This window comes from Apibacter adventoris, assembly GCF_002964965.1.
Lineage (GTDB): Bacteria > Bacteroidota > Bacteroidia > Flavobacteriales > Weeksellaceae > Apibacter > Apibacter adventoris.
In genome coordinates this window covers 1-19,963 of record NZ_PSZN01000021.1, presented here as the reverse complement: position 1 = coordinate 19,963, position 19,963 = coordinate 1, and the positions used below count along the sequence as shown (strand labels likewise).

18 protein-coding genes and 1 pseudogene are annotated in these 19,963 nt (G+C 28.8%); 4 read left to right on the top strand and 15 right to left on the bottom strand.

Translation table 11 applies throughout. The annotated features are described in order from the left end of the window. The first annotated feature begins 313 nt into the window (after window positions 1–313). Both C4S76_RS09365 and C4S76_RS09360 read left to right on the top strand, forming a co-directional pair. Window positions 314–1,948 carry a glycerol-3-phosphate dehydrogenase/oxidase gene (locus C4S76_RS09365; RefSeq protein WP_105194209.1) on the top strand — a complete coding sequence of 545 codons (1,635 nt, stop codon included), beginning with the start codon at window positions 314–316 and terminating at the stop codon, window positions 1,946–1,948. A gap of 47 nt (window positions 1,949–1,995) precedes the next feature. After that, a complete protein-coding gene (locus C4S76_RS09360) occupies window positions 1,996–3,489 on the top strand; it encodes an FGGY-family carbohydrate kinase (protein ID WP_105194208.1) in 1,494 nt (497 codons plus the stop codon). 67 nt (window positions 3,490–3,556) lie between these two features. On the opposite strand, the gene C4S76_RS09355 is transcribed toward C4S76_RS09360, so the two are convergent. From C4S76_RS09355 to C4S76_RS09285, 15 genes and pseudogenes are all read right to left on the bottom strand, one after another. Beyond that, on the bottom strand, window positions 3,557–4,552 hold the full coding sequence (locus C4S76_RS09355) for a ketose-bisphosphate aldolase (protein WP_105194207.1): 996 nt from the start codon (window positions 4,550–4,552) through the stop codon (window positions 3,557–3,559). 294 nt (window positions 4,553–4,846) lie between these two features. Next, window positions 4,847–5,299 (bottom strand): D-aminoacyl-tRNA deacylase, encoded by a 453-nt coding sequence (gene dtd / locus C4S76_RS09350; RefSeq protein ID WP_105194206.1) that lies wholly within the window; start codon window positions 5,297–5,299, stop codon window positions 4,847–4,849. A 95-nt stretch (window positions 5,300–5,394) separates the two neighbouring features. After that, window positions 5,395–5,514 (bottom strand): annotated as a pseudogene (locus tag C4S76_RS12040) (glycine cleavage system aminomethyltransferase GcvT); the annotation flags it as partial. A gap of 3 nt (window positions 5,515–5,517) precedes the next feature. Beyond that, window positions 5,518–6,438 carry an OmpA/MotB family protein gene (locus tag C4S76_RS09340; RefSeq protein ID WP_105194204.1) on the bottom strand — a complete coding sequence of 307 codons (921 nt, stop codon included), beginning with the start codon at window positions 6,436–6,438 and terminating at the stop codon, window positions 5,518–5,520. 32 nt (window positions 6,439–6,470) lie between these two features. After that, window positions 6,471–7,238 carry an exodeoxyribonuclease III gene (locus C4S76_RS09335; RefSeq protein WP_105194203.1) on the bottom strand — a complete coding sequence of 256 codons (768 nt, stop codon included), beginning with the start codon at window positions 7,236–7,238 and terminating at the stop codon, window positions 6,471–6,473. 382 nt (window positions 7,239–7,620) lie between these two features. Then, window positions 7,621–8,178, bottom strand: coding sequence for a hypothetical protein (locus C4S76_RS09330; RefSeq protein WP_245915823.1), 558 nt, complete (start codon window positions 8,176–8,178; stop codon window positions 7,621–7,623). 3 nt (window positions 8,179–8,181) lie between these two features. Further along, the gene (gene menD / locus C4S76_RS09325; protein ID WP_105194202.1) at window positions 8,182–9,849 is read right to left on the bottom strand and encodes a 2-succinyl-5-enolpyruvyl-6-hydroxy-3-cyclohexene-1-carboxylic-acid synthase; all 1,668 of its coding nucleotides are present in this window, start codon (window positions 9,847–9,849) and stop codon (window positions 8,182–8,184) included. A gap of 74 nt (window positions 9,850–9,923) precedes the next feature. Beyond that, window positions 9,924–10,670: a 3-oxoacyl-[acyl-carrier-protein] reductase gene (gene fabG, locus C4S76_RS09320; protein WP_105194201.1), complete on the bottom strand. Its 747-nt coding sequence runs from the start codon at window positions 10,668–10,670 to the stop codon at window positions 9,924–9,926. A 142-nt stretch (window positions 10,671–10,812) separates the two neighbouring features. Further along, entirely contained in the window at window positions 10,813–11,415 is a 603-nt protein-coding gene (locus tag C4S76_RS09315; protein ID WP_105194200.1) for a cytidylate kinase-like family protein, read from the bottom strand. Between the two features lie 24 nt (window positions 11,416–11,439). Beyond that, a complete protein-coding gene (locus C4S76_RS09310; RefSeq protein WP_105194199.1) occupies window positions 11,440–12,786 on the bottom strand; it encodes an MATE family efflux transporter in 1,347 nt (448 codons plus the stop codon). A 129-nt stretch (window positions 12,787–12,915) separates the two neighbouring features. Next, window positions 12,916–13,125, bottom strand: coding sequence for a hypothetical protein (locus C4S76_RS09305; protein WP_105194198.1), 210 nt, complete (start codon window positions 13,123–13,125; stop codon window positions 12,916–12,918). A 175-nt stretch (window positions 13,126–13,300) separates the two neighbouring features. Further along, the gene (locus C4S76_RS09300; protein WP_105194197.1) at window positions 13,301–14,563 is read right to left on the bottom strand and encodes a cation:proton antiporter; all 1,263 of its coding nucleotides are present in this window, start codon (window positions 14,561–14,563) and stop codon (window positions 13,301–13,303) included. A 140-nt stretch (window positions 14,564–14,703) separates the two neighbouring features. Then, window positions 14,704–15,657 carry an aldo/keto reductase gene (locus C4S76_RS09295; RefSeq protein WP_105194196.1) on the bottom strand — a complete coding sequence of 318 codons (954 nt, stop codon included), beginning with the start codon at window positions 15,655–15,657 and terminating at the stop codon, window positions 14,704–14,706. Window positions 15,658–16,406: 749 nt separating this feature from the next. Next, window positions 16,407–16,955, bottom strand: a complete 549-nt coding sequence (locus C4S76_RS09290) for a hypothetical protein (protein ID WP_105194195.1) — start codon at window positions 16,953–16,955, stop codon at window positions 16,407–16,409. Window positions 16,956–17,035: 80 nt separating this feature from the next. After that, the gene (locus C4S76_RS09285; RefSeq protein ID WP_105194194.1) at window positions 17,036–18,292 is read right to left on the bottom strand and encodes a nicotinamide-nucleotide amidohydrolase family protein; all 1,257 of its coding nucleotides are present in this window, start codon (window positions 18,290–18,292) and stop codon (window positions 17,036–17,038) included. A gap of 362 nt (window positions 18,293–18,654) precedes the next feature. Here C4S76_RS09285 and C4S76_RS09280 point away from each other — a divergent pair, with 362 nt between their 5' ends. Continuing rightward, on the top strand, window positions 18,655–19,320 hold the full coding sequence (locus C4S76_RS09280; RefSeq protein ID WP_105194193.1) for an HAD family hydrolase: 666 nt from the start codon (window positions 18,655–18,657) through the stop codon (window positions 19,318–19,320). A gap of 40 nt (window positions 19,321–19,360) precedes the next feature. After that, window positions 19,361–19,825, top strand: a complete 465-nt coding sequence (locus C4S76_RS09275) for a DinB family protein (protein WP_105194192.1) — start codon at window positions 19,361–19,363, stop codon at window positions 19,823–19,825. Window positions 19,826–19,963 lie beyond the last annotated feature (138 nt).

The window sequence follows — 19,963 nt, the reverse complement described above, 5'->3', positions numbered from 1 at the left end:
AGTGATTTTATTTATAGCCTGGCATATAAAAGTGCTATCTATATAAATTCTATTTTATTTTTTATTACTATAAATATAATTGTGTGTGTAATTATTGAGATTTTTAATCAATAAGAATATTATAAATATATGTATAATAGGTTATTAAATCGAAAGAAATAATTTTAAATTTCGAAAAAGTAACCATGATATTTAACATAAAAATACTATTATAAGAACCAAATATTCAATATTTTATATGTATAAAAAACATATTTTTTTATTAAAAAATAGTTTATACATTTGAAATAAATCGATTAAAAATAACAAAAAAATGGAAGATAATAATTTGCACTTATCTCTTAAGAGAAAAAATAGATTTGAAAGTACTAAATCTGGTTATGATGTAGTTATAGTCGGAGGTGGAGTTAATGGTCTCGGTACAGCCTGGGATGCTGCTTTACGTGGTTTCAAAGTACTATTAGTTGAAAAGGGAGATATAGGTTCAGGTACCTCCTCTTGGTCTAGTCGTATGATTCATGGAGGACTAAAATATTTGGAAAAATATGATGTACCTTTAGTACGTGAGTCTTTAAAAGAAAGGGAATGGTTGGTAAAGTCTGCACCACACTTAGTTCGCGAACTCCGTTTTATTATACCTTTTTATAAAAACAATCAAAATTCTGCAATGATTTTACGTTTAGGGATGATTGCTTATGATATTCTTTCATTTGATAAATCATTGAAAAGTTTTGAGTTTTTCTCCCGAAAAAAAATATTAGAAAAAGAACCAGGGTTAAATCCCAAAGACCTTAAAGGGGGATGTGCTTATTCCGATGCGCAAGTTGATTATTCTGAAAGATTATGTTATGAAATAGCTTTAGCAGCTAAAGAAGCAGGAGCAGAGATTTTAACACATGTAAAAGCTATAGATTTAAATGTTTCAAATGGTAAAGTAAATTCAATTAAAATAAAAGATGAATTGAGTGGAGAAGAAGTAGATGTGCCAACTAAAATAGTTATTAATGATGCAGGTCCATGGATAGATGATGTATGGCCTAAAGAACATATTTCTTTACCAAGAATGAATGGAGGAACTAAAGGCACACACTTAGTATTACACTCCTTTCCGGGTGCTCCTAGCGATGCTTTTTATTATGAATCTGATGATGCACGTCCTATGATGGTCATTCCTTGGAAAGATCGATATTTGATAGGTTCTACAGACATTCCTTTTGTGGGAGATTTAGACACTGCTTCAGCTACACAAGATGAATATGATTATATACTTTATGAAACCAATAAGGTATTACCCGAGGCAAAATTAACTAAAAAAGATGTAATCTATGCTTATACAGGTGTACGTCCATTACCTTATAGTGAAGGCTCTAAAGTTTCTGATATTACGCGAAGACATAAAATTGTAGATCATAAAGATAAATATGATGGCTTATATACTTTAGTTGGAGGGAAGCTAACCACATTTAGACAAGTAGGAGAAGATTTTGGTGATATTTTATCCAAACGTTTAGGTAAGAATGTTAAATGTAAAACCCGAAAAATGAAATTGCCCGGAGGTAATATAACTTCTATGGAAGAACTACGAAATCAGATTAAAAACACTGGTATTAATGAAACTTTAATAAGACGTTTGGCAGATCAATATGGAACTATTGGAGTAAAGTTATCAAAATTCATTATGGAAAAACCAGAGAGACAAGAGATTATTGATGAAGCTTTTGGTTTGACGGTAGGAGAAGTTGAATGGGCAGTAACATTTGAAGAAGCATATAGACTATCCGATGTAATCGCACGAAGAATTATGACCGGTTTAGAAGATGACTTAGGATTAGGTTCAATAGAGCCAGTTTCAAAAATTTGTGCAAAAATTTTAGATTGGAATGAAGAAAGAAGATTACAAGAAATAGAGCTTTATAAAAACTATATTAAAAGATTAGAAGTAAAATAAAAACAAATTAAAAATATAAATAAACAAAAAATCACAAAAAATTAATTATGAAAACAAAAGTTGTTATTGGTATAGACATAGGTCTAACCGGAATGAAAGCAATTGCTTTTGATTTGAAAGGAAATATTACTGCATCACAATCAGCTACGTCTCCTCATGATATGCCTAAACCACACTGGTCAGAAAGAGAAGGTGAAGATTTTTGGGCTGCCGTGTGTAAAATGTTACGGCACTTAATGGGGAAACTTGAAAATTATGAAATAATAGGAGTAGGATGTAGTGCACATGGAGATGGAATATGGATTTTAGATGAGAATAATAGACCTTTAAGACCGGGAATTTTATCTTTAGATACAAGAGCTTTTGAAACATCTTTGAAATACTCTAAAAAATTAGAAGAATTGCTTTTAACTACTGGACAGGGAGCTTCTCCTTCCTCACCCGCTACATTATTAGCCTGGTTAAAAGAAAATGAGCCTGAAACCTTAGCTAAAGCTAAATCATTTATGTGGGCAAAAGACTTTATTAGATATAGGTTGTCAAGAACCGTAGGAACAGATTTAACAGAGGCGAGTACTTCGTTTTTTAACTATAAAAAACAAGAATGGGATCCTAAAGCATTTGAACTATATGATTTGAGTGAATTAGAAAAGATAGCACCTATAGTAAATAATCCCACAGATATAGTAGGATCTATCGGGTATGATACCCATATTCATACAGGACTGCCGGAAGGTATTCCAGTAGTTGCCGGGTTACATGATGTGGATGCAGGAGCTATCGGAGCAGGGGCAACACATCCGGGACAACTAGCGGTGATGGCAGGAACATATAGCATTAATGAAGTTATTTCTGCTCAGCCCAAAGTCTCCAAAGACTGGTTTTGTAGAAGCTTTATAAGAAAAGGTCTATGGATGAATATGGCTATATCTCCCGCTTCTTCTTCAAACTTAGAATGGTTTGTTCAGACTTTATGCCAACAAGAGTTGGACATAGCTAAAAGAGCTGGTATAGATCCTTATGGTTTTGTAGATAAAGAAATTGCTGAGGTAGCTGATGATCCTTCCGATATTGTATTTTTCCCTTTCTTATATGGAAATCCTTTAGATGTAGATGCAGATTCTTGTTTTATGGGAATGAGGGCTTGGCATAATAGAGGGCATTTACTTAAAGCAATCTATGAAGGTATAGCGTTTAACCATAAATATCACATTGATCCTTTGATTGAAAATTTCCAAGTAGATGAAATTCGGGTAGTTGGTGGCGTTACGAGAAGTAGTATTTGGCCTAAAATGCTAGCCAGTGTTTTAGATCGCCAAATATTAATACCGGAAGTTTCCGAAGGAGGAGCATTAGGTACAGCTATGATCGTAGCTGTAGGAATTGGGCAATTCAAAGATCTAGATGAAGCTGCTAAAACCATGGGGTCAAAATCTATAGCTATAGATCCGGATCCGAAAATTAAAGAGATGATTATTCCTGCTTATGAAAAGTATAAGGAATATATGAAACAAATATATCCTTTATGGAAAAACAAATAAACTAAAAAATCACTGCTTAATCTATGACTAAAAAAACTCCCGAAATTCGGGAGTTTTTGGTTGTAAACTATAGTTTATTGGCAGATCCGAGAACATTGCTAATTAGATGTTTATACACTTCTTTCATATCATCTCTTGCTATAGCCAGGTAAATCCTGGGGTCATATTCGTAGGGAATTTCAGCAAAAAACTTACGAATTGAAGCTGTCATAGTTAGTCGACTGTCCGAATCAATATTGATTTTGCAGACAGCTTGCTTTGCTGCTTTAGCAAGCTGAGATTCAGGAATTCCTATTGCATCTTTTAATTTTCCACCATATAGATTGATAGTTTTTACTTTATCTTGAGGTACTGTGGAAGAACCATGAAGGACAATAGGGAAATCTGATAATTTTCTTTCGATTTCCTCAAGAACATTAAAGGCTAAAGGTGGGGGGACTAATACTCCTCTTTCATCTTTTTCACATTGTTCCGCAGTAAATTTATAAGATCCATGAGCTGTACCTATGGATATGGCTAATGAATCACAACCTGTATGAGAAACAAAATTTATAACATCTTCAGGTTCTGTATACGTAGATATTTTTGAATATTTATATCCTTCAGCGCCAGCAATTACCCCTAACTCACCTTCAACAGTTACATTAAATTTATGTGCATAATCTACTACAGATTTTGTGAGTTTTATATTTTCCTCAAATGGAAGATGAGAACCATCAATCATAACAGAAGAAAAACCATCATCTATACAATTTTTACAAAGTTCCAAAGTATCTCCATGATCCAAATGTAGAGCTATTTGTGGTTTTTCTAACCCTAAATCTTTAGCATATTCTACTAATCCTTTAACCATATCAGGAATTAATTTAGGTCCAATATATTCTCTGTCACTTTTTAATATTTGTAGAATTACCGGAGATTTTGTTTCCACTATAGCCTGTATTATTGCCTGTACTTGTTCCAGATGGCAAAAATTAAACCCAGGAACAGCATATCTTTCTTTAAGAGCTCTAGATAACATTTGTTTAGTATTAACTACTCCTAATTCGTTATAATTAATCATATTTTATAGGTTTTAATTTGTTTCATATGTATAAACACCTCATTTTTTATAGAGTATTAAAAAAATTTGAGTGAATGTAGTTTTTTCTATTTAATTATTTTTAATAAATAATTTAGTAATGAAATAATGTATATTTCATATTTAATTTTGAAAGATAAAGTAAATATGTTTAATTGTAGTAATGAAAAATATCATATAGTATAAATACTAATTTAAAAATACAGAATTTTTGTTTTTTTAACAATGGTACATAAAAATGAAAACTGATAAATATTCATTTATCAGTTTTTCGTTTTATTCTTTATTTTTAGAATCTATTATAATAGTAACCGGACCATCATTAATAGAATAAATTTTCATATCAGCTCCAAATATCCCGGATTGTATAGGTTTACCTAATGAAAATGTTAATTCTTCTTTAAATTTTTCATATAAAGGAAAAGCGAAATCGGGTTTAGAAGCTTTTATGTAACTAGGTCTATGACCTTTTTTAGTTGAAGCATAAAGAGTAAACTGACTTATTACTAAAATATTTCCGTCAATATCCAGAACGGATTTATTCATTACTTCATTTGCATCATTAAAAATGCGCAGATTTATAATTTTATTGACAAGCCATTGTATGTCTTCATGATTATCTGAGTTTTCAATACCTAAAAATAATAAGAGTCCATTAGAAATTTTTCCTTTGATTTGTCCATCAATTTTTACAGATGCTTCTATAACTCTTTGTATGACAACTCTCATAAGTATTTTTAAATAAAAGGAAGTTTGGTTATTTTATATTTTAATTTTTTATCTCTGACTTCAATAAAAATATCAGTATTAATTTGTGAATATCCCCTGACTGCTAAATGTTCATTATTGATTCCTGAATATTGTATAGGCATTTCAAAACCCGCAAAGTTTACCATTTTAGCTACTAACTTTATATGGTTACTAAATAATGCAATCTTCTTTATGATTTATAATTCATTTAATAGTTTAGTGATTTCATCTAGGTTTGGTGCTATAATTATATCTACTCGTCTGTTCATAGCTTTACCGGTGGCTGTAGAATTCTCTGCAATTGGTAAATATTCTCCTCTACCAGAAGCTGTCATCTGAGTGGGAGACACTCCTTCATTTTGTAGTGCTCTGGTTATAGAAGTAGCACGCATTACAGATAAGTCCCAATTATCTTTTATATTCCCATTTCCCAAATACTTATCAGAGTCTGTATGGCCTTGTATGATTATGTTAAGATCTTTATCATTTGCTAAAACAGCTGCTAATTCATGTAAAGCATTAAGCCCTTCTGATTCTACAGTCCAGCTAGCTGAAGGAAACAGCAATTTATTTTCCATAGAAACATATACATTCCCTCCCTTTTCTTCCACTGTTATTCCTTTGCCTTCATAATTTTTTAGAGCGTTTTGTAATTTTTCTTTCAATCCTGATACAGCTTCTTTTTGCTGGCTGATAAGACCTTCTAGCTCGTTAATTCTTTTGATTTTTTCTTTTAGTTGGGTTTGTGTTTGTTCCAGATCTCCTAAAAGTTTTTCTTTATCTTCTAAGTTGGATTTTACTTCATTTGAAATTTCAGCATTTTTTTTCTGTAAATCATCTAGATCTTTCAATTTGGCAGTGTATTCTAATTGTAGATTTTCATATTCTTTATCCAAATCTTCTTTTTTCTTAGTTAATGCTTCCTCTTGTTCTTTAAGTGAGGTATATTGTGATCTTAATTTATTTAATTCTGCTTCTTTTTCTTCTATTTCTTTTTTGTTTTTGCTTTCTCCTTGTAAAGCTGCATAATATTTTTGTTCCAACTCTTTATATTTTGTTTGAGGAACGCAAGAAATAATGGTAATTGATAAGGGAATAGCTATTAGTGTTTTTTTCATGGAATTAAAATATTATAAATATTATTATTTGTTTATATTTTCAGTTCTATTCCTACCGGAGCATGGTCTGAGTGTATTGCTTGAGTAAGAATATATGCTCTTTCTAATTTATTTTCAAGGTTACGGGTAATTAAATTATAATCAATTCTCCAACCTTTATTATTTTGTCTGGCTGTTTTAACTCTATATGTCCACCACGAATATTGAAAAGGTTCATGATTAAAAACTCTAAAAGTGTCAATTAAATTGCATTGCGTGAAAAAATTGTCTAACCATGCACGTTCTTGAGGCAAAAAACCGGAAACTTTTGCATTTCTTACAGGATCGTTTATATCTATAGCCTGATGACAGATATTTAAATCTCCACTAATTATTAAATTAGAATTTTCTTTTTCTCTATTTTTTATGTAATTCAGAAAATATTCGCAGAAATCTAATTTAAAGCCCAATCTATCCATATTGGTAGCAGAAGGAACATATACACTAATAGCCGAAAAATCTTTAAAATCAGCTTGTATTACTCTACCTTCTTTATCATACGTCTCGTTATCACACCCAAATTTTACGGATATAGGTTTTTCTTTAGATAATATAGCTACTCCACTATAGCCTTTTTTTTCTGCAGGAAACCAATAGGTATAATATCCCAAATCTTCAAATTGGGAAATATTAAATTGGTCTGTATGAGCTTTTATTTCCTGTAAACTTAGTATATCTGGATTTGCGGATTGCAACCATTTTATGAAATCCTTATTTAAAGCAGCACGTATGCCATTTACATTATAACTTAATAATTTCATTTAGCAAAAATACTGTTTTTTTATCTTTTTAGTTTATTTTGGAAATTCTTTGTTAAGAAAAAATATATTATAAATTCGAGAATACATTTAATTTTTTTTCTCATATGTGTATGATCGAGAAATGTGCCGAATTTAAATTTATTTTTCGCAAAAAATAAGAACTCATCAGATATAAATAATTATAGCGTTCTGGTAAAAGGTACATCCATTTAAATTTATGAAATTGCTAGTACATAACAAAATGTCATTTCCTAAAATAAAAAGTGACCTAATTAGCTTTATATTTAAAAGTGAAATATCAGATTTAAATCTATCTAAAAGTAATTCAAGATATTATGATCTCGTTAAAAACTAAATGAAGTTAGAGGTTTAAGAAAGAGGGTTATGTTAAACTTTCTAAAAATTTAATAACAGGAGTAAATGAGATATTTTCAATAGTTTTAAAAAAATCAATATTTTCTTGATGAGGTAAAAAATCTGAAATAATACGAAGGATAAAATCCTGAGGTCTTTTTAAATACATAAAGGTATAATCTTCCATATTTATAAGTGTACCTACTGGAAGATCAGTCGTTGTTACAAATTTATCTGAAGTGAGTGAGTGGAGAGAAGGGAATTTTGTTTTAGAGGTTGTTAACTGCAACTTTCCATTTTCAAAAATTTCTCCTGTATAACCTATAAGGGAAGAAGCAACTACTTCAACTAACTTACCTTTTTTTAATTCTTCAGGCATAGTATTTTCAATCCCTGTAATTGCTGTAAAACCAACCAATATATCTAAATCAGATTCAGGTTTTGCTAAGAGAGCCTTAGCTATTTTTTCACGACCTATACCGGAAGTTATAACTTCATAAGAATGTTTCAATGAAGTAAATTCTCTGAAACCATTCATAATTTTTTCTTTTTCTTCTTTCATAGGGGTAAACAAAGTAATTTTCATAATTTATTCCTGATTTAAAAAATTAAAATATTCTCGTAATATAGTTGAATTAGGTCTTCCTTTTGTGTTTATTTCTAATAATTTAGGATTATTAGATACATAGAAAAAAGAATCTAAGTTCTTTAGTAATTCTTCTGTACGGTGAACTTCAATATATTCAAAGTTATATTCTTTAGCAAATGTATGACCAGTCCGATTATGTTGAGTTACAAAAAATTCATTCAGAGACTCCGTAGTATCAGGGCCGGGTATAATCTTAAAAATGTCTCCCCCACCATTATTGATAAGAATAACTCTAAAATTACTTGGAATATATTTATTCCAGAAAGCATTAGAATCATAGAAAAAGCCCATATCTCCAGTTATTAATAGAGTAGGATTTTTATCAGCAACAGCAAAACCAACAGCTGTAGAAATGGACCCGTCAATACCACTTGCTCCACGGTTGCAAAATATTTTATGCTTAGAATTAAAATTAAATAATTGTGTGTATCGGATCATAGAGCTATTAGATATTTGAAGATTATAATGATCAGGAATTTTTTCATTTAAAATTTTTATAACTTTTAAATCACAAAATGGAAGATTTTTAACGAATACTTCATGTTTTTTTTCTTTTTCATTTTTCAATTTTTCCCAAATTAAAGAATAATTAGAATCTTTGTGAGGTTGATTAACAAGTTTTTGGAGAAAATTAACAGGAGAATCTATAATTTTTTCAGTTAAGGAAAAGAATGTATCAGGATGCCAAAATTCGTCTAAATGCCAATGACCTTTTAATTTTGAATTACGTAAAAAAACTTTTATTTTTTTTGAAACCACATTTTGACCGATAGTTAAAAGAAGATCAGGTTTGTATTCTTCCATGGTATCCTTTCCAAAAGGAGATATATAACGGTCAATATTTGAGTATAAGTTAGAAGAATTGATATTTGAAGTTATTTCAGTAAGAATAATCGTATCTTTCCTCTTAGCAATTTTATCAAGTAATATTTTTAATTCAGAATTGGATTGTTGCATTCCTACCAAAATCATTTTTTTATCATATCGATTCCAAAATGGAATTAAATAATCATAATTTTCTAAAGAATAGCCTCTTTCAGGTAAAGTAAGTTTCTCTATATTAATTTCTATTTTTTCCGTTTGCTCATATAACGGTTCGGAAAAAGGTATATTAATATGTACCGGTCCAGATTTTAATATACAAGTTTGTAAGGCTTTCTTTATAATTAAAAAATTATTAGCGATAGAATGATCTTCTTCTGATTCTGAAAGTTGAAAGGATCCATATATATGATTTTTATATATTTCTTTTTGACGAATAGTTTGTCCATCGAAAATATCTACATAATTTTCAGGTCTGTCCGCAGTTAGTACTAACATGGGAACATTTTGGTAAAAGGCTTCTATAATTGCCGGATAGTAATTGGCAGAAGCTGTTCCGCTAGTACAGCAAATAGCAACAGGCTTTTGCTTAGATTGTGCCATTCCTAAAGAAAAAAAGGCAGCTGAACGTTCATCTACAATACTATAACATGTATATTTTTTATGATGGGTAAAATGAATGGTTAGGGGAGCATTTCTAGATCCGGGAGAAATTATTATATCGGTAATTCCGTATCTGTAAAGAACTTCTCCTAATAATTGTACGGATAATTTTTTGCTATACATTTTCTTATAATTTAAAAAAAGAAAGAGATTAAAAAATATTTAATCTCTTATAATTTTATTTATTATGTTTTTATTTAATAGGTCAACATTCCACCATTAACATTAAGCACATGTCCGGTTACATAACTAGACAGATCACTAGCAAGATATAAACAAGCATTGGCTATATCTTCAGGAGTTCCTCCACGCTTTAATGGAATATTATCTCTCCATTGTTGCACTGTTTTTTGATCTAAAACCTGAGTCATTTCAGTTTCAATAAAACCGGGAGCAACAACATTGCATCTAATGTTTCGAGAACCTAATTCTAAGGCTACAGACTTTGAAAAACCTATAATTCCAGCTTTGGAAGCAGCATAATTAGATTGTCCTGCATTTCCTTTTATACCAACTACAGAACTCATATTTATAATGGAACCGCTTTTTTGTTTCATCATGGGTTTGGTTACAGCTTTGGTAATATTGAATACAGAATTTAAATTTATTTTTAAAATTTCCTCCCAATCTTCTTTATTCATTCTTAAGAGAAGGTTATCTTTAGTAATTCCGGCATTATTAACAACTATATCTATTTGGCCAAATTCTTTTAAGACTTCATCAACTAAAGTTTGAGCATCATCATAATCAGAAGCATCAGATTTATATCCTTTGATTTTTGTTATGGAAAATAATTCTTTAATTAGAGAATCAGCTTTTGCTACAGAAGAAACATATGTAAAAGCTATGTTAGCTCCATGTTGTGCAAACATTTCTACAATTCCTTTTCCTATACCTCGGGTTGCTCCTGTGATAATCGCTGTTTTTCCTTCTAGCAATTTCATAATACAATGTTATTTAATTTCATGTCAAAGATAATAACTTTTGTCTAAATCTAGATAACTTATAAAAAAGGAATACGTGAATTATTTCATTAGGTTTTAAAACATTTTTTTAGAGTAAGGAATAGATTTATCAAATTAGATTTTATATATTAAATTTCTCTTTTATAAAAGATAGAATGTAATTCGTGGTTTTCTCTAATCCTAAAACAGATGAATTTATACATAAATGGTAAGAGCTAGCTCTACCCCAACCTCTGTTGCTATAAAAATTATAATATTCTTTTCTTTGTCTATCTGTTTTTTTATTATATTCTAAAGCTTCTGCTTCTGATATGTTTTTTCTTTCTGCGGTTCTTTTTGCTCTGTCCTCAATATCGGCAGTTATAAAAATATTTAAAGAAAGAGGTTGTTCCCTCAAAATATAATCTGCACATCTTCCCACAAAAACTGAAGATTTTAAATTTGCTAAATCTTTAATAATATCACTTTGTATTTTAAAAAGAGTATCATTTCCTAAATAATTTTTTGAAAATTGCAACCCTAAAAAATTTTTAAAGAAATTAAAATTATTTTTTTCATCAGCTTTTTCAAAAAATTCTTTGTTTAAACCACTTTCTTGGGAGGCTAAACTAATCAGTTCTTTATCATAATAAGCAAAATTTAAATCTTTGGCTAATTGTCTACCTATTAATCTTCCACCACTTCCTAATTGTCTTCCGATATTTATAATATATTTATCATTCATAGCTTTTTTTATGTTTTTAAGGGATTATTTATTTTTTATTTTAGCAAATTGAAAATACAGCATAATAGCTGCTACAGTACAGGCAACAAAGTCTGCTATGGGCATACTAGCCCATATTCCTGTAATTCCAAAAAAATGTGGGAGAATAAGTAAACAAGGGATTAAAAAAAGTACTTGTCGGGTAAGGGATAAAAATATTGCTTTGTTTGGCATTCCTATACTTTGAAAAAAAGTAGAAGTAACCATTTGAAATCCTACTATAGGATAAAATATAAATACTATACGTAATCCTGTGGTAGATAAATCAATAAGTTTTTGATCTGAGGTGAAGATAGAAGCTACAGTGTGAGGCGTAAGCTGAACAATAATAAACCCAATAGACATAATTATAGTGGCATAGGTTATAGCTTTTATTAATACTTTTCTCACTCTGGAATAATGAGCGGCTCCGTAATTGTATCCAGCAATAGGTTGCATTCCTTGATTTAATCCTATAGTAATCATAACAAAAAGAAAAGCAATACGATTTATAATTCCATAAGCACCCACAGCAAGATCTCCTCCATATTTTAACAAACCTTTATTAATTAAAATAACAATAATACATGAGGCGGTATTCATAAGAAAAGGAGACATACCTATAGATAAAGAATCTATAACAATTCGGCGTTTTAATTTGAATGTTCCTTTTTGAAAATGTAAAAAATTATTTTTATTATTAAATAAATATATTTGCCAACTTAGTACGGTGATTTGAGAAATTACTGTTGCAAGAGCACTACCTCTAATTCCCCAATGAAAAACAAATATAAATAAAGGGTTTAGAATTAAATTTATAATTACCGTGAATATAGTAGCAAACATTGCCTTTTCAGGGCTACCGGCAGATCTTAGCAATGCATTTAGTCCTAAATACATATGGGTTACCACATTTCCCAATAATATGATGACCATGAAATCGTGTGCATAGGGTAAAGTAATATTACTTGCACCAAAAAAATAAAGTATGGGATTTAAAAAAAGGAGCATAATAACACTGTATGCAATTCCCATAATAAGATTCATTGTTACAACATTTCCGAGAATGTTGTTAGCTGTGCTATAGTCTTTTTGTCCTAATTTTACGGAAAGTAGAGTGGAAGCTCCTACTCCTACTAAAGAACCAAAGGCAGAAGCTAAGTTCATTAATGGGAAGGTTATTGCTAAGCCAGCTATGGCAAGTGGACCTATCCCATGTCCAATAAAAATACTATCAGTAATATTATAGAGAGAGGAAGCAGTCATTGCTATAATTGCTGGTAATGAATATTGTAAAAGTAGTTTTCCAATATCTTTGGTTCCTAACTCTAGAGGGAGTCCCTTATTTTCCATTTTTGAACAGTATGATTTTTAATTTGTAAAATTACTAAAAGATACATTTTTTAATACTATTTAAATAAAAGAACAGCTATAATAAGCTGTTCTTTTATTTAAATATGTTATTTACGTCTAAATATCATTTTATTCTTGCAATTCATTTTGAATATTTTCTTTTAAATTTTCCGCTTCATATTTCGTTTTATTAAAAGCTTTGTTAAAATTTTTTTTAGCTTTGTTTGCAATATTATCCATATTATTAGATAATTCGTCTAAAAACCCTTCTTCTTGAAGTTTTCTTACTATATAAACCATACCAGCTCCAATAGCAGCTCCAATTATTAATTTTTTCATATTTGATTGTTATTTAATTAAATATATTTATTTAAAGAATTTTTTAGTGTATAAAGTCCTAATTATATATTTTTTAAAAAACCAATAAATATGCCAAAGAAGGTTAATATATTAATTTTATTTTAATTTGTTATATAATTTTAATAATTACTTGTGTTTACTAATAATATTCAAACTATTGAATTTTTTTTGCTAATTTACCTACAGTCATACCCTGTACAAAAATTGAAAAAACTACAACAAAGTAGGTGGCAGCTATAATTACGTTTTTATAATGACTTTCGGGTACGGATAAAGCAAGAGCTATAGATACACCTCCTCGCAAGCCTCCCCATACCAGAACAGCAATGGTTCCTTTAGAAAATTTTTCTTCAAATGGTATAATTATGGTAGGAATTTTTATAGATAAGTATCTTGCTATAATAACGGTAATGATAGAAATAGCTCCCATAAGCCAATAATCTTGCAAATTTTCGATGAGAAGAAGTTCTAGCCCTATGAATAAAAATAAAATAGCATTCATGATATCATCTATAAGTTCCCAAAAATTGCCTACGTTACTTTTTTTGTTGGAGCTAATTTTTCTTTTAGAATCACCTATAATAAGTCCTGAAGCTACCATAGCTAATGGGGCAGATGTGTGTAAAGAGTGAGCAATAAGGTATCCGCCCATAACTACTGCAAGAGTAATGAGTACTGAGACTTTATAATCATGAGCTGTTTTAATGGCATAAGCAGCAATATAACCAAAAAGTGCTCCTAATATTAAACCACCTACCCCTTCATGTAAAAATAAAGCAAAAATGTGTGAAAAAGATAAGTCCATATGTCCGGTTTGAACAACCTTTTCATCAGCAGCAAGATTTGCTAATATAGCAAATACAACAACGGCCACCCCATCATTAAATAAAGACTCTCCTGCAATTTTGGTTTCTAATGATTTAGAAACATTAGCCTGTTTGAGTATACTAATAACCGCAATAGGATCTGTTGGAGAAATGAGTGCGCCAAAAAGTAAACAATAAATTAATGGCATTTCTATATGTATATTTATTATGGGAAGCAAGTAATCTAAAATATAATATAGACTAAAACCAACAACAAATGTCGAGATTAGCACTCCAAGAGTGGAAAAAACTATAATGGGTAATCTTTGTTCTTTTAGATCTGCTAAATTAATATGTATGGCGCCAGCAAATAAAAGAAAGTTAAGCATTGCCCCCATCAAAATTTCAGTAAAATCAAGATTTTTTATCAGTTCAGCTAAATCATGAAGAGGTTTAGAAGTGAAATTTCCTAATAATACTAATATTATAGATATTATTATAGCGATAACCATAATTCCTATTGTAGAAGGGAATTTTAGAAATCGAACATTGATATATGAAAAAATAGCTGCTAATACAATAAGGATAGAAAAAGAATAGTATAACTCCATATTTTTGTGATATTTTATACAAAAATATTAAATTATCTTTCTTTATTCCAAATTACGGCTTTGATTTTTGGGGGATTTTAATTTTTTACATTTTTTCATTAATTTTTTATAAAAAAATAATATTTAATAAATTTTTATTTTTAATATTTACTTGCTTCTGTAAGGGTTTGTATTGCTTCTTTACTTAATTTTAAATCTACGGCTTTTAAAATATCTAATTGTCCTAACTTTGAAGCACTAGCTATGGGAGCTGTAATAGTAGGTTGTTGTATTAACCAAGCTAGTGCAACTTGGGCAGCAGTGGCTGTGTTTTCAGCAGCAATTTTTTCCAAGGCATGTACAATACGTTTTCCTCTTTCATTCAAATATTGTTTAATTGTATCCCCTCTCTTGCTTTTATTAAGATCTTCGTTTGATTTGTATTTTCCGGTTAAAAAACCACTTGCTAAGGAATAATATGACATTACCCCTAAGCCATATTTTTTAGCTATAGGTTCATATTCTGTTTCATATTTTTCACGGTCATATAGATTATATTCAGGTTGTAGTACAGTATAAACAGGAAGATGATTGCTTTTACCAGTTTCTAAAGATTTTATTATTCTTTCAGGAGACATATTTGAAGCGCCTATACATCGAATTTTACCTTCTTTTATTAATTGTTGATAGGCTTCTAATACTTCTTCTATGGGTGTTTCCAGGTCATCGAAATGAGTGAAATATAAATCGATATAGTCTGTTTGTAGGCGTTTCAATGATTCTTCGACTTCTGAAAGTATATATGTTTTTTTTAGTCCTTTATGTTTAGCATCAATTTCTCCGCCAACCTTTGTGGAAATAACTAATTTATCTCTATTTTTTTTTTGATGAATCCATTTACCAATGATAGTTTCAGATTCTCCACCTTTATTTCCTGGAACCCAGGCAGAATACACATCAGCAGTATCTATCAAATTAAAACCTAATTCAGTATATTGATCAAGTAATTCAAATGAAGTATTTTCATTAGCTGTCCAGCCAAAAACATTACCTCCAAAAGCAAAAGGATAAACTTCTAAATCCGAATTCCCTAATTTTCTTTTATTAACTTTCATTTTTGTATATTTATGTCTTTATTATAATATTAATTAAAATTGTTTCAATATACAAATATAGTATAAATTTACTATATTTATATAAAATTATTTTATTGGTTGTTTTATTTGTTAAGAAATTTTAAAAATATAAATTTCCAAGCGATTTATAAGTAATTCGTGCAATTGTTTTTTCATGTGTAAGATTAGGAAATAAATATTTTTGTCATTTTACTATAGGCAGTTATTCTTCCTTTATAATACCGTGAAGAATCTGAAATGGATGTGATTTTTTAGATATGGATCCGTTGGTTAAGCTTTAGGATGCAGAAATAGTTAAATTATTTTTTATTAAAAAATTACCAATAATTTTTTCTAGTATAGTAATTTGAGAAATTATAAGATTTTAATTTATTTATTTTTATGCTATTTTATAAATAAATTAATTTTTTACTATAGCTGTTAATCTAAGTTTAATTTTGGAGCCTTATGGGGAAAATAAGCTAATGAAATAAATTCTGGCAAATTATTTTCTCAATTTTCCAGTTTTATAGCGAGTTCACTTTCAGTGATATTAATAATAAAAGCTGATTCTCTAGTAATAAAATCTAATTGAAATAGCTTTTGTAAGGGATTTTTACTGCTTCTTTACTTAATTTTAAATCTACCGTTTTTTAAAAATCTAATGGTCCTATTTTTGAAGTTCCCGAAATGAATACTAATACTTATCTAACATCTATATTTATAGATTTTTTTTGGGATATTGATTTTTAATAAATAATATCGGAAGTGTAACTGAAGTCGATCGGCCGATTGATTCCGGGAAATATGTTGTAACCTCCGTAACCAGTTTTTATATGTTTTTCATTTGTGTACGACCAAGGTTGCCCCTTTTCGTTATATGTTATTTTTCCCATAGCATATGTGCCTGAATTTGTAATAAAAAACAAGCGAAACGATACAAGCGGTTTTTTCTTGTCTTTACCTTTTATCTGTTTGTATATTTTTTTACACATTGATGTAAATTCCTTTCTTTGCGAGTAAGTATTGTTCTCAACGCTTTCTTCCATATAGTAAAAGCCTATTTGTAACTCCTCGTTTCCTTTTGTGTTGTTTTTAAACCCAAACAGGTATTTTCTGTTATCACTACAATAAAGTCTTTTTTCCATATCTGTTTCTTTAATTGCATTGTAAGCTTGTTGAGCTAATTTGCTTTTTAAAACGCCATCAATTAAAGCGCAATTTGTTTTCTGGGCATGTAAAGAATGAGCTTCAGCAAATACAAGTAAAAGTGTTGATATGATAAATAGTTTTTTCATTTTTATTATAATATTAATTAAAATTTTTCTAATATTAAAACATGTATAAATTTCAAATATAATGTCATAAAATTATTTTATTAGCTATTTTCTTCGTCAATAAATTTAAAATATAAACTTTCAAGCGATTTATAAGTAATTCTTGCAATCATTTCTTCACGGGTAAGATTAGGAAATAAATATTTTTTTATTACAATATCTCCTTTATAATAAATACCTACAAAAGCTAATCCAACAGGGTTGTTAAATTCATCAGAGTTAGGACCGGCAACACCTGTAGTAGATATTGAAATATCAGAGTTAAAAAGTGAAGAGCAATGGATAGCCATCTCTTTTGCTATAGTTTCACTTACTATATTGTTTTCTTTTAGTATTTCTTCTTTAATCATTAGTACATTTTTTTTTGCCTCTTTACTATAGGCTGTTACCCCTCCTTTATAATACCGAGAAGAACCTGATATGGATGTGATTTTTTTAGAGATGGATCCGCCGGTTAGGCTTTCCGCTACAGAAATAGTTAAATTATTTTTTATTAGAAAATTACCAATAATTTCTTCTAGTTTAGTAGTTTGAGAAATTATAAGATTTTTACCCAAAAGACTATTTAATTTATTTATTTCATTTTGTATACTATTTTGTAAATAAATTTTATTTTTTCCTATAGCTGTTAACCGAAGTTCAATTCTCGAGCCAGATGGGAGATAAGCTAATGAAATAAATTCAGGTAAATTATTTTCCCAATTTTCAAGTTTTATGGCGAGTTCACTTTCAGGAATATCAATAACAATAGCTGATTCTCTGATAATATAATCTAATTGGAAATCATTTTTTATTTTAGGAATAATAACCTCTTTAAGCATTCCGCAGGTTTCATAAGGAACACCAGGTAAATTGATTAATAACTTAGAATCTTTTAATGTCCAAAGAATTGGAGCAGTACCATATTTGTTAATAATTACTTCGGATTTAGAAGGGACCATAGCCTGATTATAAGTTAAAGGGTTCATTACCCTGTTATTTTTATAATATATCTGCTTAATATAATCCAGACTGGGCTGATGTAAAACTAAAGTGTCATTTAAAAAATCAGTGATTACTTGTTTTGTTTTGTCATCTTTAGTGGGGCCTAATCCTCCGGTAGTAAAAATAAAATTAGCTTCAGATGCAAAAGCAACTTCAATTTGATTTTTAATTTGGGATACTTGATCAGGAATAGTCACAATTTTAAATGTAGATATTCCTATTTTGTCTAATTCTGAAACAATAAAATTTGAATTTGTATCTAAAGTTCTACCTGAAAGAATCTCATCTCCAATAATTATAATGTAAGCTTTCATATATAAATCTATAATTTATAGTATAAATATAAGAGAAAATCATGTTTACAAAAAATAATTTGTAATAAAAATTGGGTAGAAGATACAAAGAGGATTTTCTTAAAAGTATGTAAAAATGTGTTAATATGCAACAAATAAATAGAGATTTAAAATAACATACTATATTCTAAAATTATATTTTATCCGTTTTTTAACTGATAAATTAAATTGTATAAGATTTGTGAAAAATTAATATTTTTGAACAGATTTTGATATAGAAATATAAATATATTTTAAAATTAATATGTTTTAATAAAATCTATAGTTTCTATATATTGTTAAAATATAGGTTAGATTAATAAAAATAATAAATAAAAAAATTAATGATAAATACGGTTATTTTTGATATGGATGGTGTTATTGTTGATACTGAACCTGTACATAAGTATGCTTTTTTTAAACATTTTAAACAGATAGGATTAGAAATTTCAAATAAAGAATATGATACCTTTCGTGGGTTATCAACTAAAAATTTATATCAGAAAATAAAAGATAAGTATAATCTTAAACAAGGAGTAGAAGAGCTGGTTCAACAAAAAAGAAATATTTTTAATCAGGCATTTGAAGAAAAAAAAGATTTGGATTTACTTCCTGGAATGAGAAATCTTATAGAAAATCTATATAAAGAAAAATTTCAATTAATATTAGCAACCTCTTCAGCAAGAGTTACTTTAACTAAAGTATTTAACAGATTTAAATTGTTTCCATATTTTAGCCATATAGTTAGTGGAGAAGATTTTCCAAAATCTAAGCCAGATCCTGCAATTTTTCTAAAAGCAGTAGAGCTTTCAAAAAAAACTAAACAAAATTGTATTATTATAGAAGATTCTACAAACGGTGTTTTAGCAGCTAATGCAGCAGGTGTGTTTTGTATAGGATACTCAAGTGATAGATCAGGAGATCAAGATTTAAAAAATGCTAATATGATAATTCACCACTTTAATGAACTTACTCCTCAAATTATAAAAGACTTACAAGGAATAAATTAATCTTTTTTGTAAGTTTGTATAAAACATTATCAATGTCCTTATGAAAAAGCAATTCGAAATATTGAAAGCATGTAGGAAAGCAATTATTGAAACAATAGATGATTTAAGTTTGGATCAATTGCAGGTAGTCCCAAAAGGCTTTAAATGTAATATATTTTGGCATATGGCTCATTGTTTAATAGGACAACAAATATTACATTATAAATTTTCAAATTTAGATTTATTAATTACAAATGATTGGGTAGAGAATTATAAGAAAGGAACCCAAACCAGATTTCTTATAAATGATGATGAAGTGGAATTTGTAAAACAAAAATTAATAATACTTGTAGACCAATTGGAGCAAGACTATGAAGATAAGAAATTTGAAACATATAATGAATTTACTACAAGTATGGGGATTGTTTTAAATAATATTGAAGATGCCATAAATTTTAATAATCTCCATGAAGGAATACATTGTGGAATTATTAAAACAATGAAAAACCTTATTGTTAATTTTTAGATATTTTTCTATTATTATTAAAATTTTAACCATAATAAAAAAAATTAGGGTTAAAGATTCCTTTCTATTTAATTAATGTAATCCTACATTTCTTTTTTTTATTAATTTATATATTTAAATATGTAATTATCTATTTTA